The organism is Burkholderia seminalis DSM 23518 (assembly GCF_902832885.1).
Lineage (GTDB): Bacteria > Pseudomonadota > Gammaproteobacteria > Burkholderiales > Burkholderiaceae > Burkholderia > Burkholderia seminalis.
Window position 1 is genome coordinate 40,416 of record NZ_CADFDK010000008.1, and the last position, 14,524, is coordinate 54,939.

Here is a 14,524-nt window from a genome sequence, read left to right on the forward strand (position 1 = left end):
CGTTATAGCTGGTCGCGGATACGCACGACCCGCGTCGAGTGCGTGGTCGGATCACGATACACGAGCGAGGTGCGGTCGACCTCCGCCCGGTCGTGCTGGATCCGGCCATGCACGATGAAATAACTCGAATTGACGTCGACGAGGCTCGAGTCGATCGTCACGTTCGGCGCGCCGGCGCCGCGCAGCGCAAGCTGCACGTCGCCGACGTTCCGGAAAAACACGGTCTCGCGGCGCGACACGAGCGCCTGCGCGGACGACACGCTCATCCCCGGCACCAGCGACGCGATCACTTCGGCCGGCGCGGTGTTCATGTTCACCGGTGTCGTGGTCGGCAGCACGGTGACGAACGGGCGCAGCCGCGCGACCATCTCGGGCGTCACGCCGTCGACGTCGAGCAGACTGTCGACGCTCGTCATCATCAGCGGCGCCGGCCCGCGGTCGCCGCCGGCCATACCGGGATCGTCGGTGAAGCCGCCGCCGCCCTGGTCGGTCGTGACCGGCGCGGTCACGGCGTTCGCCGCGGTATCGCCGCCACCGGGCAGGTTCGGCATCTGGAAGCGCGTCGCCGAATGCAGCAGGCCCGCGCGCACCTGCAGCGCGATGCGCTTCGCGAATGCGCCGTCGTAGCCGAGCGTCGTCAGGAGGCGCTGGAAGGCCTGGAGCTGCGTGACGTTCAGTTGCAGCACGCCGGGCGCCGGCGACGACACGAGGTTGCGCAAGTTGAACTTCGCCTGCGCGTCCTCGATCGAGCCGGAGATATAGGTGTCTTCGCCGCCGCTGTCGTTGGGCGCGCCGATCCTGCCGAGGAAATCCGACAGCTTCGTCTTCGCGATCGGCACGCCCCAGATCCCGCCGAGATAGGTGATGCCGGGCGCCGTGTCGCCTTCGGAGCGCAGGATCATCCGCGTCCAGTCGAGCGCGCCGCGCGCGACCCACTGCGCCTGCGCGATCACCCGCTGGTTCTCGATGCGGCGGATCTGCACCTGCTGGCGCCACAGCATTCCCGAGACGAGGATCGCGGACAGCGCGACGACGAGCAGCGCCGTGATGATCGCCGCGCCGCGCTCGCGGCGGGCACGCGTGCGACCGGCGGCGGGGTTGCCGCGGTTGCGGAAGGGCGGACGTGAGCGGCGCGCGCGCATCGTCATTCCCCGACGAGGAAGATGCGCGTGACGGGCACGCGCAGCGACGTCGCGCCGATGCTGACCTGCAGCCCCGTCACCGCGCGCGTCGGCGGCGCGTTGCCGATCTGCGGCACCTTGAGCGCGTCGTTGTTCTGCGCGAGCGCGTCGTCGGCCGTCTGCAGGTTGGTGGTCCAGCCCACGCGCGGCACGTACAGTTTCGCGTCGATCGCGCCGACGCCGCCCATCAGCGCGACCCAGCTCCAGCCTTCGACGCTGCTGTCCTTCAGCATCGTGCGCAGCCGGTTCGCGTCGTCGATCGGCGGCGACACATAGCGCACGACGCGCCCGCCGGCGATCCGGTAGCGGACCACCTGCAGCCGCGGCGCGGCGCCCGGCACCTCGAGTTCGCGCACGATCTGCAGCGTGTTGCCGGCGACGCCGATCGCCGGCTGGCCGGCTTCGTCGTCGGTCGCGGCGAGCCGCGCGTCGATGCGCATCTGGTCGAACATCTGCGCGAACACGCGCTCGTCTTCCATCGCGGCCGCGACCTTGTCGCGGCCGCGCATGATCTGGTCGAGCCCGCGCCACGCGAGGATCGCGACCACCGCGAGGATCGCGATCGCGATCATCAGCTCGATCAGCGTGAAGCCGCGGACGCGGCGGGCGGACGGGCGGCGCATCGGCGCGTCAGAGCGGACGGCTGGTTTCATTCGCGACCACCGTCACCATCTGCGCGAGCACGCCGGATTGGCCGGGCATGCTCACCGAAATCCGGACGCGCCGGAACACCGGGTTCGGCGTCGTGCTCACACGCTGCGTGCAGACGAGCTGCACGTTGCCTTGCGAGCAGTCGAAGCTCTGCTCGCCGACCTCCGGCCATGCGTGCGTGAGCCGCAACTGCGCGAGCGCGTTGTCGGCGCTCCAGCCGGCCAGCAGCCGGCGATGCAGGTCGGACGCGTTGGTCGCCATCGTGCCGACCGCACGGATCGACGCGGCGAGCGCGACCGCGATGATCGCGAGGGCGACGAGCACCTCGATCATCGTGAAACCGCGCGATGAAGAAACGGAACAGGGCAGGCGACGACGCATCGTCATTGCACCTCGTAGCGGCCGTTGCCGGTGCCGACGATCGTCGCGCTGCCGGCGGCCGAATGCAGCGTCACGCGCACCGGCGTGTCGATGCTCTCGGTGCCGAACACGACGCGGCTCGCCTGCGTGTCGGAGCCCGGATAGTCGATCTCGGCGCCGGTGACACCGCCATCCCAGTCGCGCGGGCGCAGCAGGTCGTCGCGCAGCGTGCGCCAGCCGTCGGGCGAACTCACGTCGAAACGGAAACCGTGCTCGGTCGGCTGCCACGCGATCGGCCGCGCGCGCACCTGCGCTTCGTCGCCGGCCGTCTCGAACAGCAGCGCGACGCGCTGCGCTTCTTCACGCAGGTCGGTGCGCGGATTGCGCGTCAGCGACAGCGACGCGAGCGACACCAGCAGCCCCGCGATCACCAGCACGACCAGCATTTCGAGCAGCGTGAAGCCGCGCGTGCGACGACGCGGCGCGCGGTGGTTCACCGGCCCGCCGCCAGCACGCGCCGGTACGGCCGACACCGCGCCGCGACGCGCACGGCGATCGCGACCGCAGCGGGAGGTCGTGCGAATGGCGGGCATGAAGAACGGGAGTGAAACGCCGGGCCGGTCAGTGCCGGCTTATTGCCACGAACCGATGTCGGTATCGTTGCCTTCGCCGCCTTCCTTGCCGTCGGCGCCGTAGCTGAACACGTCGATCTCGCCGTGCACGCCCGGGTTCAGGTACTTGTAGCCGTTGCCCCACGGGTCGTTCGGCAGGCGCTCCAGGTAGCCGCCGTCCTTCCAGTTGTTCGGGATCGGATCGGTGGTCGGCTTCTGGATCAGCGAGTTCAGGCCCTGCTCCTGGGTCGGATAACGGCCGTTGTCGAGCCGGTACAGCTTGAGCGCCTGCATGATCGTGCCGATGTCCTGCTTCGCGGCGATGCGGCGGGCCTCGTCCGGGCGGCTCATGATCTTCGGCACGATCAGCGCCGCCAGGATCCCGAGGATCGCGACCACCACCATGATCTCGATCAGCGTGAAACCGCGCTGACGACGCACGGCCGCGTTGCGGCGAGTGATCCACGTTTGCATGACTGACTACCTCTTCCAAAAAATGTCGTCGATTGAGTGACGCACCCCGCGCACCGGACGATTGCCTGACAGCAAGCTTCCGGTCCCGCGGGCGCGGAGCACGCATTGTAAGGCGCGCATCGTCGAGGGCTTTCACCCAACGCAAATTTCATATACATCCGTACAATAGCGCGCATGAACGCGCTCTCGATCCGGATCCTTTCCCTCGCCCTCTTCGCGGGTTTGTGCGCGACGGCCACCTACTGGGTCGTCACGCTGTCGGCCCGCGAAGCGCCGTTGCCCGCCGCCGCCGCGCGGCTGCCGATCCGCACCGAGGACGCCGCGGCGCTCTTCGGCGGCCAGCTCGACAAGAATCCCGTCCAGGATATCCACCTGTTCGGCATTCTCGCGCTCGACCATGGCGGTGCCGCGATCGTCGGCGTCGGCGGCGAACCGCCGCGCGCCGTGTCGCTCGGCGCGGACGTCACGCCGGGCGCGAAGCTCGCCGAGGTCCGCCCGCGCTCGATCATCGTCGACCGCAACGGCGCCCGCGCCGAAATCCAACTCCCGGCGAACACGCCGTCCCCCGCGATCTACATGCGCTGAACGGCGACGGCCTGACCGTCAGGCCGCCACGTCACTGCACCATGTTGTTCAGCTCGATGATCGGCAGCATCACCGCCAGCACGATCACGAGCACGATGCCGCCCATCGCCAGGATCAGGAGCGGCTCCAGCAGGCTCGTCAGGAACATCGTGCGGCGTTCGAGCTCGCGCGCCTCGCCTTCGGCCGCGCGATCCAGCATCGTCGTCACGTCGCCCGTCGCTTCGCCGGAACGGATCAGGTGCACGAGCACCGGCGGAAACGTCTTCACGTTGTTCAGCGCCCGCGACAGCGCGGAGCCCTCGCGCACGCGCACGATCGCATCGTCGATGTTCGCGCGCATCGCGCGGTTCGACAGCGTCTCGCCGGCCGCCTGCAGCGCGCGCAGGATCGGCACGCCGGCCGCGGTGAGAATGCCGAGCGTGCTCGCGAAGCGCACCGTGTTGTAGCCGCGCACGAGCTTGCCCGCGAGCGGTGCGGTCAGCACCCAGCGGTCGAACGCGAGCCTCGGCCCGTCGCGCGACAGCGTCGCCTTCACGAACCACACGACCAGCACGACAGCGATCAGGATTGCCCACCACCAGTGCCGCACGAAATCCGACAGCGCCATCATCACGACCGTGAGGATCGGCAGTTGCTGTTTCGTGCTCGCGAACACGTTGACGACCTGCGGGACGACGTAACTCAGCAGGAACGTGACGATGCCGAACGCGATCAGCGTGACGATCCCCGGATAGGTGAAGGCCAGCAGGATCTTCTGCTTCAGCGCGTTGCTCTGCTCGATGTAGTCGGCCAGACGCGACAGCACGATGCCGAGCTTGCCGGTGTGTTCGCCGGCCGCGACGAGCGCGCGATAGATTTCCGGAAAATCGCGCGGGTGCTGGCCCAGCGCATTGGCGAGCGAATGGCCGCCGAGCACCTCGGCGCGGATCGCGGCCATCAGTTCGCGGATGTAGTCGCGCTCGGCCTGCTCGGTCAACACGCCGAGCGCCTCGTCGAGCGGCAGCCCGGCGATCAGCAGGCTCGCAAGCTGGCGCGTGAGGATCGCCTGTTCGCGCTGCGACAGCTTGCGGCCGAACGCGAGCCGCTGCGAACGCGCCCCGCGCGTCGCGCTGGCGGCCGGCTCGACGACGAGCGGGGTGAGCCCCTGCGTGCGCAGCTGGCCGCGCGCAGCACGTGCGCTGTCGGCGTCGATGACGCCTTTCTGCGCACGTCCCGCCGCATCGATTGCTTCGAAACGGAATGCCGGCATCGCGCTATGCGCCTCCCGTCACGCGCAGCACTTCCTCGAGCGACGTCGCCCCCGACGCGAGCCAGCGCTCGGCGTCGTCGCGCAGCGTGCGCATTCCTTCCGCGCGGCCGGCGGCGAGAATCTCGGCATCGGCCGCGTTGCGGTGGATCAGCGAGCGGATCGATTCGTCGACCAGCAGCAGTTCGTATACGCCGCGCCGGCCCGCGTAACCCGAATGCCCGCACTTGTCGCAGCCGACCGGATGCCACACGGTGCGGCCGTCCTCGTGCCGCTCTTCCTTGCAGACGGGGCAGAGCTGGCGCACGAGACGCTGCGCGAGCACGCCGAGCAGCGACGACGCGAGCAGGTAGGGCTCGACGCCCATGTCGGTCAGGCGCGTGACGGCGGACGCCGCATCGTTCGTGTGCAGCGTCGCGAGCACCAGGTGGCCCGTCAGCGATGCCTGCACCGCGATCTGCGCGGTTTCGAGGTCGCGGATTTCGCCGATCATGATCACGTCCGGGTCCTGGCGCAGGATCGAGCGCAGCGCACGGGCAAAGGTCATCCCGATCCGCTCGTTCACCTGCGTCTGGCCGATGCCGCCGAGGTCGTATTCGATCGGGTCCTCGACGGTCATGATGTTGGTCGTCGCGGTTTCGAGCCGCGACATCGACGCATACAGCGTGGTCGTCTTGCCCGAGCCGGTCGGACCCGTGACGAGCACGATGCCGTGCGGGCGGGCGATCAGCTTGTCGAACTGCACGAGCGTGTCGCGGCCCATCCCGAGTGCCTCGAGGTTCAGGCGCTGCGCATCCTTTTCCAGCAGACGCAGCACCGCGCGCTCGCCATGCCCGGTCGGCAGCGTCGACACGCGCACGTCGACCGGCCGGCCGCCGACGCGCAGCGTGATGCGGCCGTCCTGCGGCAGGCGTTTCTCCGCGATGTCGAGCTGCGCCATGATCTTGATCCGCGAGATCAGCGCGCCGTGCAGCGCCTTCTTCGGACGGACGACGTCGCGCAGCGTGCCGTCGACGCGAAAGCGCACGACCGACGCATTCTCGAACGGCTCGATGTGGATGTCCGACGCCTGTTCGCGCGCCGCTTGCGTGAGCAGCGCGTTGATCATCCGGATGATCGGCGCATCGTCTTCCGACTCGAGCAGATCCTCCACTTCGGGGATGTCCTGCATCAGCCGCGACAGGTCGACTTCGCCTTCGACCTCGCCGACCACCTGCGCGGCGCTGCCGTCCTGGCGCGCGTACGCCTGGTTGATCGCCTGCGCGAGCTCGTCGGCCGGCACGTGGTGCACGGCAATCGAGCCGAAGTTGCGCGCGATCTCCGCGAGCGCGGCATCGCTCGTGCGTTCGCTGATCCACACCTCGAGCGTGTCGTCGAGCTGGTGCGCGATCAGCACCTGGCCGCTCTTCGCGAAGCCGTACGGCAACAGCCGCGCGGCGAGCGGCGACGGCGGCTGGCGTTCGCCCGGCGCGCCGTCGTGGGCGGAAGACGCGAGCACGTCGCTCACTGCGAGGCTCCCGGCGTGGCGGTCAGCGGCTGTTGCGGCACGGCCTGCTGCGGCACGCTCTGCGGCTGCGCGGGCGTCGCCTCGGGCAACGGCTGGGCCGGCACCGGCACCACCTGGCGCTGTACCTGCTGGCGACGCATCTTGTCGAGATCGAACAGGTTGCCCGCGGCCGTGCCGCCCTGGCTCGGTCCGATCGGCATCGGCGGGACAACCGGATCGTCCTTGTCGCGGATCACGTTGTTGTCCGACTTGTACGCGCCCGTCACGCCCTGGATGTAGTCGTAACGATTGGCCGTGACTTCCTGCGCGGTGCTGCGATCGGAAATGATAACCGGGCGCAGGAACACCATCAGGTTGGTTTTCGCGCGCACCTTCGATTCGGAACGGAACAGCTGGCCGATCCACGGGATGTCGCCGAGCAGCGGCACCTTGCTGTTCGACACCTGGTAGTTGTCCTGCATCAAGCCGCCGAGCACGATGATCTCGCCGTTGTCGGCCAGGATCGTCGACTGGATCGAGCGTTTCGTGAAGGTCGGGCCGGTCTGCGCGCTGGTCGTGCCGGCGACGACCGCCGAATCCTCGGTATAGAGCTGCAGCTTCAGGATCCCGCCGTCGGTGATCTGCGGCTTCACGTGCAGCGTCAGGCCGACGTCGCGGCGGTCGTACGTATTGAACGCATTGCTCGTCGTGCCGCTCGTCAGGTTCGAATACGAACCCGTCGCGATCGGCACGTTCTGGCCGACGACGATCTTCGCTTCCTCGTTGTCGAGCGTGATCAGGTTCGGCGTCGACAGCACGTTCGCGTCGCTCACGCCCGCGAAATACTGCAGCAGCGCGCCGAGCCCCTGCACGCCGAACATGTTGTGCAGCCAGCCGATGTTGAGCCCTTGGGACAACTGCCCGAGATTGGAGGCCAGGCCGCCGCCGGTGATCCCGCCGGCGGCGTTGGTCAAACCGCCGGCCGTCAGGTTGACGATGCTGTTGCCCAGGCCCAGCCCGGGGTTCAGGTTCGTGCCGCCGAGAAACTGGCCGCTCGCCACCTGCCACTGGATGCCGAGGTTGCCCTGCGTCGTCGAGTTCAGCTCGACGATCAGCGCTTCGATGTAGACCTGCGCACGCCGCGCGTCGAGCTGGTCGATCACCGAGCGCAGGTTGCGGTAAACCGGATCGGACGCGGTGATGATCAGCGAGTTGGTCGCCGCGTCGGCCTGGATCATCCCGCCCGGCTGGTTGTCGTCGCCCTTGTCCTTGTCGCCGCCGAGCAGGCCGCCCGTGCCGAGACCGCCGCCGCCGGACGAGCCGCCGTACGACGAGGACGAAGACGAACCGCCGAGGCCGCCCGACGGCAGCGGCGGGGTACCGGACGTGCCGGTCGAGAAGTTGCCGCTCGACGACGAGCCGCCGTTCTGGTTGAAGCTGTTCGCGTCGTTGGACGAAGCGGACGAGCCGCTGTCGTTGCCGCCCTTGCCGAGCATCCCGCGCAGCGTCTTCGCGAGCTTCACCGCATCCGCGTTGCGCAGCGGCACGACGTGCATGTTGCCGGGCACCGCGCTCGGCGCGTCGAGCTGCTGCACGAGGCGCTTCGCGGCCGCGAGGCGCGAGGCGTTCGACGCACGCAGCAGCAATGCATTGGTCCGCGGGTCGGCCGTGACCGACACCTTCAGCGTGGCGTCGCTGTTGCCGATCGCGCCCGGATCGAGCATTTTCTGCAGCTGCGCGGCGAGGTCGATCGCGTTCGCGTTGCGCAGCGGCACGACCTGCACCTGCGCGCCCGCGGCGCTGTCGATGCCGGAGATGATCTGCGCGATGCGGCGCACGTTGTCCGCATAGTCGGTCACGACGATCGTGTTGTTCGCCGGGTAGGCCGTCACCGTGTTGTTCGGCGAGATCAGCGGGCGCAGCACGGGCAGCAGGTTGTTCGCCGATTCGTTGTGCAGTTCGAACACCTGCGTGATCACCTGGTCGCCGCGGGCCTGCGGCACATTGCCGACATAGGTCGGCACGCCCTGCAGCTTCGCGTCGGCTTCCGGCACGACCTTCAGCACGCCGTGATCCTGCACGAGCGCGAAGCCCTGCATGCGCAGCGCCGACTGCAGCGTCTTCAGCGCCTGGTCTTCCGGTACCGGCCGTTCGGCCACGAGGTTGAGCTGCCCCTTCACGCGGGGGTCGACGATGATGGTCTTGCCGGTCGCGGCGCCGATCGCTTTCGCGACCTGGTCGATATCCGCATTCACGAAATTGAGCGTGACCTGAGCGTAGGCGGCCTGCGAGACGATGATGCCGGCGACGAGGAGGGTCGTGGCAATGCGCCGCATAACGAAGCGATTTCTTGTCATGGATGAATGGGTCGATGCCGGCTCAGGCCACTTCCGGCGGTAGTGCTGGGATCCAAGTCCGAAAGAGGCGACATTAGCAGTTTTTCATGTCCGAAATATCACATTGATCCGAGGACTGTCTCACATACGACAGGGATCCGGCGAATCGTATGCAATATGTAAGGATGGGGCGGCCCGCCGCATGCCGGCCATCGCCCCCGATTCGCGACGAACCGACACGAAAATGCGGTATAACCGGGCTGCCGTATTCCTGCATGTCGCAATCTGACGGTCTGCCGGTATGATACGGTCGGCGCGTTTCTCGTCGCACTAATAACAGGCACGGGTTTTCCCGACCTTCGCGCAATTCCTTTTCGTTTTCGCACGATGAACAGACGACGGTTCGCTTCGATCGCGTTGATCGCCGCTGGCGCGTGGTTCGCCAGCGCAAACGCTCGTGCGGATTGTTTCGACGAAGCGGCCAGATACCAGCAGGTCAATCCGCTGATCCTGCGCGCGATCGCGTGGCAGGAATCGCGCAACCGCCCCGGCGCGCTGAACAAGAATACGAACGGCTCGGTCGACTACGGCCTGATGCAGATCAATTCGATTCACCTGCCCGCGCTGTCGCGCTACGGCATCGGCCGCGACACGCTGATGGAACCGTGCAAGAACGTCTACATCGCCGCATGGCATCTGAAGCAGAAGATGAACCGTTACGGCAACACGTGGCAGGCCGTCGGCGCCTATCATTCGGAAACCCCGTCGCTGCGCGACAAGTATGCGCGGCAGATCGCCGGCATCCTGTCGCAGTGGAAGCTGCTGCCGCCCGTGCAATGACGTGGCGCCGCGTCGCGGCCCGACCCGGTGCCGGCCGGCCGGCGCCCGTTTGATGCACAATGCGGATCTCGCGCCGCAACTTCGCCCGTCCGCGGGCCGATCGCGCCCCGGAAGGGCGCCGCGGCCGCTTTTTCATCTTTTCCGTTGGTGCATATCATCATGAATCCGGCAATGAACCAGCCGTTGCCCGTCACCGTGCTGTCCGGCTTCCTCGGCGCCGGCAAGACCACGTTGCTCAATCACGTCCTCGCGAACCGCGCGGGCCTGAAAGTCGCGGTGATCGTCAACGATCTCGCGGCGGTCAACATCGATGCGTCGCTCGTGCGCGATGCGCAGGCGCTGTCGCACGTCGAGGAGCGCCTCGTCGAAATGTCGAACGGCTGCATCTGCTGCACGCTGCGCGACGACCTGCTCGTCGAAATCCGCAACCTTGCATCCGAAGGCCGCTTCGACGCGATCATGATCGAATCGACCGGTATCGCGGAGCCGATGCCGATCGCCGAAACGTTCACGTTCGTCGACGACGACGGAGCGTCGCTGTCGTCGATCGCGCGGCTCGACACGCTCGTCACCGTGGTCGACGCCTACAACTTCCTGCGCGACTACGGCTCCGACGACGCGCTCGCGACGCGCGGCATCGCCGCGTCGGAAGACGACGACCGCACGCTCGTCGAGCTGCTGATCGAGCAGATCGAATTCTGCGACGTGCTGGTGATCAACAAGGCGGACCTCGTCGGCGCCGACGATCTCGCCCGCCTGCAGCACATTCTCGCGCGGCTCAATCCACGCGCGCACCAGGTCGTGTCGACGTTCGGCAACGTGCCGCTCGACGAAGTGCTGAACACGGGCCGATTCGATTTCGACGAAGCGGCGAACGCGCCCGGCTGGCTCGCATCGCTCGATCACGATCACACGCAGTGCGACGACCCCGACTGCCATGACGCACATCATGCGCACGTGCACGGCGAAGCCGACGAATTCGGCATCGGTAATTTTGTTTACCGCGCGCGCCGGCCGTTTCACCCGGCCCGCCTCTGGGCGCTGCTGCATCAGGAGTGGCCGGGCGTGCTGCGCAGCAAGGGCTTCTTCTGGCTCGCGACGCGCAACGACATCGCCGGTTCGCTGTCGCAGGCTGGCGGCGTCTGCCGGCATGGGCCGGCCGGGCTGTGGTGGGCCGCGCAGGATCGCGCGGAATGGCCGGACGATGACGAATTGCTCGGCGAAATCCGCGCCGAATGGCTGGGCGATCTCGACGATCGCGCGGTCGGCGATCGCCGGCAGGAACTGGTGCTGATCGGCATCGCGCTCGACGCCGATGCGTGGCGCGCGAAACTCGACGCGTGCCTGCTGACCGATGCGGAGTTCGCGGTCGGCGCGGCGGGTTGGGTCGCGTTCGACGATCCGTTCCCGGCATGGGACGTCGATTCGCACGACGACGACGATCACGGCAACACGCAGATCGTGCACGACTGACCGCGTCGTAACGGCTTGTAAAAGTAACCGTTAACTTTTGCAAGAGCGGCGCGGACTGTGGCGAAAATGCCGCGCGCGCCCAACAAAAAACCCGCCGAAAGGCGGGTTTTTCTTGGAACAGGCGCGGGTTTAACGCTTGTTGACGGCGTCCTTGAACGCCTTGCCAGCCGTGAACTTGACCGTCTTGGCTGCCGGGATCTTGATGGTTTCGCCCGTCTTCGGGTTGCGGCCCGTACGTGCTGCGCGCTTGCCCGAACCGAAGCTGCCGAAGCCGATCAGCTGAACCGCATCACCCTTCGACACGGCCTTCTTGATGACTTCGAGCAGCGTGTCCAGCGTTTCGCCGGTTTGAGCCTTGCTGGCGCCCGTTTGGGCGGCGACGGCGTCGATCAGTTCCTGTTTGTTCATTAAGGTTCCTTTATCAGGTTAGGTTGACACGAACAGCGCGAACGCGCCGATTATACGTGCGCGAACCGTGCCGTCGAGAGTCAGACTCCGACGGCACAGCGCCGAATCCTGGCCCGCGCGACGCGCCCTCCGGCTTGCCGGCGGCCACCCCGCGGTACGGCGTTGCTATGATAGCGCAGCGCAAACCCAATAACGACAAGGGTTTCAAAGATTTTCATCGGTATTTCGCCGAATGAATCGTCGATTGCCCGTTTTTTGACCTGCGCCAACCGGACAGGATACGCAGCGCGGTCCGCCCGTGCGCCGCCCCGTTGCCCTTTTCCAACGGCCGGTCGGACGGCTCCGCGCAATCCCTTGCCAGGCTTGGCTGCCACGTTTTTTGTTTCGCATGCCCGACCGACTTGTACCCGCCACGCTCGCGCCTCGCGACGACGGCACGCTCGTCTCGCCCGAGTTCGGCGAGCTCCATCGCAGTGCGTCAGGCGCGCTCGCGCATCACGCGTTCATCGCGGAAAACGGGCTGCCGGCACGCTGGCGACAGCGTCGCACCTTCACGATCGTCGCGACGGAATTCGGCACGGGCGCCGGCTTCCTCGCGACCTGGGTCGCGTGGCGCGACGATCCGTCGCGCTGCGAGCGGCTCCATTTCGTCGCGGTCGAACCGCATCCGTTTTCGCGCGAAGACCTGCGTCGCGCGGTTTCCCATATCGTTGCGAACACAACCATATCCGCGGATGCCGATGCATTGATCGACGCATGGCCGATGCTCGTGCCCGGCCTGCACCGGCTCGAATTCGACGAAGGGCGCGTGGTGCTCACGCTCGCCTTCGGCGATACGGCCGACATGCTGAAGAAGCTGGTCGTGCGGGCCGACGCGTTCTATCTCGACGGCGCCGCATCATCGACCGACGTGATCCGCGCGCTCGCGAAGATGGCCGGCGACGCCGCGACGTTTGCAACGCGTGCACGTTCCGACGAGATGAAGCACGCACTCGGCGAAACAGGTTTCATCTTTCGCGAAGTCGACGATCGGCTCGTCGGCGATTATGCGCCGCGCTGGCGCTCGCGCCGGCACGAACCGCCGCGCGCGCTGACGGTTGCCACGCGTCGCGCGCTGGTGATCGGCGCGGGCCTGGCCGGTTGCGCGGTCGTCGAACGCCTGGCCGCGCGCGGCTGGGACGTCACGCTGATCGAGCGGCACGAACGGATCGCGAGCGAAGCATCGGGCAATCCGGCCGGCGTATTCCATCCGCTGATGACGCGCGACGACAACGTCGCGAGCCGCCTCACGCGCAGCGGCTTCCTGCACGCGATCGCACGCTGGCGCGCACTCGAACGCGCGGGTCATGCGTTCGCGCGCAGCACGCACGGCATGATTCATCTCGCCGAATCGGCCCACGACTTCGCGCGGATGCGCGACGCATTCGACGCGTTCGGCGCGCCGTCCGACTATGTGACGCTGCTCGATGCCGACGCCGCGCGTGCGCATCTGAACCTGCCGGTCGCACATGGCGGCCTGCTGTTTCCGCACGGCGGCGCCGTCTGGCCGGCCGCGCTGTGCGCGGCGCAGTACGCGGCGGCCGGCGAGCGCGTACGCCTGCTTGCCTCCACCGGCGTCGCGCGGCTCGAGCGGCACGGCGATGCATGGCACGCGCTCGACGATACGGGTGCGACGCTCGCCGAAGCGCCCGTCGTCGTGCTCGCGAACGCGGGCGACGCCGCGCGTCTTGCCGGGCTGCAGCATGTCGCGCTGCAGCCGGTACGCGGCCAGCTCACGCTGCTGCCGCCGGGCACCGCGGCGCCGCTGCCGTGCCCGACGATCGGCGACGGATATGCGGTGCCGCTCGACGACGGCACGCTGCTGATCGGCGCCACGTTCGAGCCCGACGACGTCGATCCGGCGATGCGCGCGGCCGGCCACGTTGAAAACCTCGATCGTGTGCGGCACCTGCTGCCCGGCCTGATCGGCGAGCTGCCGGATCCCGCCACGCTGCGCGGCCGCGTCGCATTCCGCTGGGTCGTCGGGGACCGCCTGCCGCTCTTCGGCCCGCTGGCCGACGAAACGCGAGCGCTCGCGAACGCCCGCGCGCTGGGCGGTGCGCAGGCACGCGATTTGCCGCGTACGCCCGGCCTCTACGGCGCATTCGGCTTCGGCTCGCGCGGCCTCGTGTGGGCCGCGCTCGGTGCCGAACTGATCGCATCGCAACTCGAAGGCGAACCCTGGCCGCTCGAGCGCGAACTCGCCGACGCCGTCGACCCCGCACGCTTCCTGATCCGCGCACTGCGCGCACGCCGCGTCGGCTCCGCCGGCTGACCGGCACGCGAATCGCGCACAGTCTCCCGATTTTTTCGCGCAAGGTTATCCACGCCACGCTGTGGATAACCGCGCGGAATCCGCACGCACTTCGTGTGTAATCACAGTGGACGTAAACTGGGCAACTCCGCACAGCTGTGCAACGGCCCGAAAGTTGCTCAACTCAAACGACTGTGCACGAACAGCCTGTGCAACCGGTTATGGTTTCGCCAACGCCTTGATCCGTCAGCGTAAACCGAAGTTATCCACAGAACTGTGCGTCCTTTGTTAACTTCTACTACGTATATATACAAGTAAACCTTTGAAACCAAAGACCTGTGGTGCCGCACAGCGCCGCGAGTCGATTCAATCGGTTCCGGAACGAAAAAGCTGTGGCACAATCGGTTTCCTTCGCGTTCGTCCGGCCAGGCGCCGGACATGCTTCAATGGAACGGTCCGCACGATTTCGAATCTGAATCTTCGAGACTGCGCAGTCCGTTCACACATCAGGCCGACAATCCAGATCGGCAACCTGAACGACGTTCCGCCCTGTGGCGGAACAGGCGGATCCCATGTCCCG

13 protein-coding genes are annotated in these 14,524 nt (G+C 67.4%); 4 read left to right on the forward strand and 9 right to left on the reverse strand.

Translation table 11 applies throughout. The annotated features are described in order from the left end of the window. Window positions 1-2 precede the first annotated feature (2 nt). The 5 genes from gspK to gspG are packed head-to-tail and all read right to left on the reverse strand — an operon-like array spanning window position 3 to window position 3,277. A complete protein-coding gene (gene gspK, locus HWX00_RS23480) occupies window positions 3-1,142 on the reverse strand; it encodes a type II secretion system minor pseudopilin GspK (RefSeq protein ID WP_404823872.1) in 1,140 nt (379 codons plus the stop codon). 2 nt (window positions 1,143-1,144) lie between these two features. Then, complete coding sequence (locus tag HWX00_RS23485) at window positions 1,145-1,804, reverse strand: PulJ/GspJ family protein (protein WP_034188202.1); 660 nt, start codon at window positions 1,802-1,804, stop codon at window positions 1,145-1,147. A 7-nt stretch (window positions 1,805-1,811) separates the two neighbouring features. Further along, window positions 1,812-2,219, reverse strand: coding sequence for a type II secretion system minor pseudopilin GspI (gene gspI / locus HWX00_RS23490; protein ID WP_049029107.1), 408 nt, complete (start codon window positions 2,217-2,219; stop codon window positions 1,812-1,814). Then, complete coding sequence (locus HWX00_RS23495; RefSeq protein WP_049029108.1) at window positions 2,216-2,785, reverse strand: GspH/FimT family pseudopilin; 570 nt, start codon at window positions 2,783-2,785, stop codon at window positions 2,216-2,218. The genes gspI and HWX00_RS23495 overlap by 4 nt, the downstream gene beginning before the upstream one ends. 39 nt (window positions 2,786-2,824) lie before the next feature. Next, window positions 2,825-3,277 carry a type II secretion system major pseudopilin GspG gene (gspG, locus tag HWX00_RS23500; protein WP_034188200.1) on the reverse strand — a complete coding sequence of 151 codons (453 nt, stop codon included), beginning with the start codon at window positions 3,275-3,277 and terminating at the stop codon, window positions 2,825-2,827. A gap of 174 nt (window positions 3,278-3,451) precedes the next feature. On the opposite strand from gspG, the gene HWX00_RS23505 reads away from it, so the two are divergent. Then, window positions 3,452-3,862 (forward strand): type II secretion system protein N, encoded by a 411-nt coding sequence (locus tag HWX00_RS23505; protein WP_034188199.1) that lies wholly within the window; start codon window positions 3,452-3,454, stop codon window positions 3,860-3,862. 31 nt (window positions 3,863-3,893) lie between these two features. Here HWX00_RS23505 and gspF read toward each other — a convergent pair whose 3' ends face one another. From gspF to gspD, 3 genes are read right to left on the reverse strand one after another with little or no spacing between them, the layout of a single operon-like run. Then, entirely contained in the window at window positions 3,894-5,111 is a 1,218-nt protein-coding gene (gspF, locus tag HWX00_RS23510) for a type II secretion system inner membrane protein GspF (RefSeq protein WP_034188198.1), read from the reverse strand. 4 nt (window positions 5,112-5,115) lie between these two features. Then, window positions 5,116-6,615, reverse strand: a complete 1,500-nt coding sequence (gene gspE, locus HWX00_RS23515; RefSeq protein ID WP_034188197.1) for a type II secretion system ATPase GspE — start codon at window positions 6,613-6,615, stop codon at window positions 5,116-5,118. Beyond that, window positions 6,612-8,951, reverse strand: coding sequence for a type II secretion system secretin GspD (gene gspD, locus HWX00_RS23520; protein WP_034188196.1), 2,340 nt, complete (start codon window positions 8,949-8,951; stop codon window positions 6,612-6,614). The genes gspE and gspD overlap by 4 nt, the downstream gene beginning before the upstream one ends. 366 nt (window positions 8,952-9,317) lie before the next feature. On the opposite strand from gspD, the gene HWX00_RS23525 reads away from it, so the two are divergent. Together HWX00_RS23525 and HWX00_RS23530 are read left to right on the forward strand one after the other, a co-directional pair. Next, window positions 9,318-9,770 carry a lytic transglycosylase domain-containing protein gene (locus tag HWX00_RS23525; RefSeq protein WP_034188195.1) on the forward strand — a complete coding sequence of 151 codons (453 nt, stop codon included), beginning with the start codon at window positions 9,318-9,320 and terminating at the stop codon, window positions 9,768-9,770. Between the two features lie 159 nt (window positions 9,771-9,929). Further along, entirely contained in the window at window positions 9,930-11,243 is a 1,314-nt protein-coding gene (locus HWX00_RS23530) for a GTP-binding protein (RefSeq protein WP_175027867.1), read from the forward strand. Window positions 11,244-11,372: 129 nt separating this feature from the next. Here the strand turns inward: HWX00_RS23530 and HWX00_RS23535 are convergent, their stop codons facing one another. Continuing rightward, complete coding sequence (locus HWX00_RS23535; protein ID WP_006401505.1) at window positions 11,373-11,651, reverse strand: HU family DNA-binding protein; 279 nt, start codon at window positions 11,649-11,651, stop codon at window positions 11,373-11,375. Window positions 11,652-12,039: 388 nt separating this feature from the next. On the opposite strand from HWX00_RS23535, the gene mnmC reads away from it, so the two are divergent. Then, window positions 12,040-13,965, forward strand: a complete 1,926-nt coding sequence (mnmC, locus tag HWX00_RS23540) for a bifunctional tRNA (5-methylaminomethyl-2-thiouridine)(34)-methyltransferase MnmC2/FAD-dependent 5-carboxymethylaminomethyl-2-thiouridine(34) oxidoreductase MnmC1 (RefSeq protein ID WP_175027866.1) — start codon at window positions 12,040-12,042, stop codon at window positions 13,963-13,965. Window positions 13,966-14,524 lie beyond the last annotated feature (559 nt).

Excerpts from the sequence above, each read along its gene's own strand:
- gspF (WP_034188198.1), bottom strand. The coding sequence starts at position 5,111 with ATGCCGGCATTCCGTTTCGAAGCAATCGATGCGGCGGGACGTGCGCAG.
- gspI (WP_049029107.1), bottom strand. The coding sequence starts at position 2,219 with ATGACGATGCGTCGTCGCCTGCCCTGTTCCGTTTCTTCATCGCGCGGT.
- HWX00_RS23525 (WP_034188195.1), top strand. The coding sequence starts at position 9,318 with ATGAACAGACGACGGTTCGCTTCGATCGCGTTGATCGCCGCTGGCGCG.
- gspG (WP_034188200.1), bottom strand. The coding sequence starts at position 3,277 with ATGCAAACGTGGATCACTCGCCGCAACGCGGCCGTGCGTCGTCAGCGC.
- HWX00_RS23530 (WP_175027867.1), top strand. The coding sequence starts at position 9,930 with ATGAATCCGGCAATGAACCAGCCGTTGCCCGTCACCGTGCTGTCCGGC.
- HWX00_RS23485 (WP_034188202.1), bottom strand. The coding sequence starts at position 1,804 with ATGCGCCGCCCGTCCGCCCGCCGCGTCCGCGGCTTCACGCTGATCGAG.
- gspD (WP_034188196.1), bottom strand. The coding sequence starts at position 8,951 with ATGACAAGAAATCGCTTCGTTATGCGGCGCATTGCCACGACCCTCCTC.
- mnmC (WP_175027866.1), top strand. The coding sequence starts at position 12,040 with ATGCCCGACCGACTTGTACCCGCCACGCTCGCGCCTCGCGACGACGGC.
- HWX00_RS23495 (WP_049029108.1), bottom strand. The coding sequence starts at position 2,785 with ATGCCCGCCATTCGCACGACCTCCCGCTGCGGTCGCGATCGCCGTGCG.
- gspK (WP_404823872.1), bottom strand. The coding sequence starts at position 1,142 with ATGCGCGCGCGCCGCTCACGTCCGCCCTTCCGCAACCGCGGCAACCCC.
- HWX00_RS23535 (WP_006401505.1), bottom strand. The coding sequence starts at position 11,651 with ATGAACAAACAGGAACTGATCGACGCCGTCGCCGCCCAAACGGGCGCC.
- HWX00_RS23505 (WP_034188199.1), top strand. The coding sequence starts at position 3,452 with ATGAACGCGCTCTCGATCCGGATCCTTTCCCTCGCCCTCTTCGCGGGT.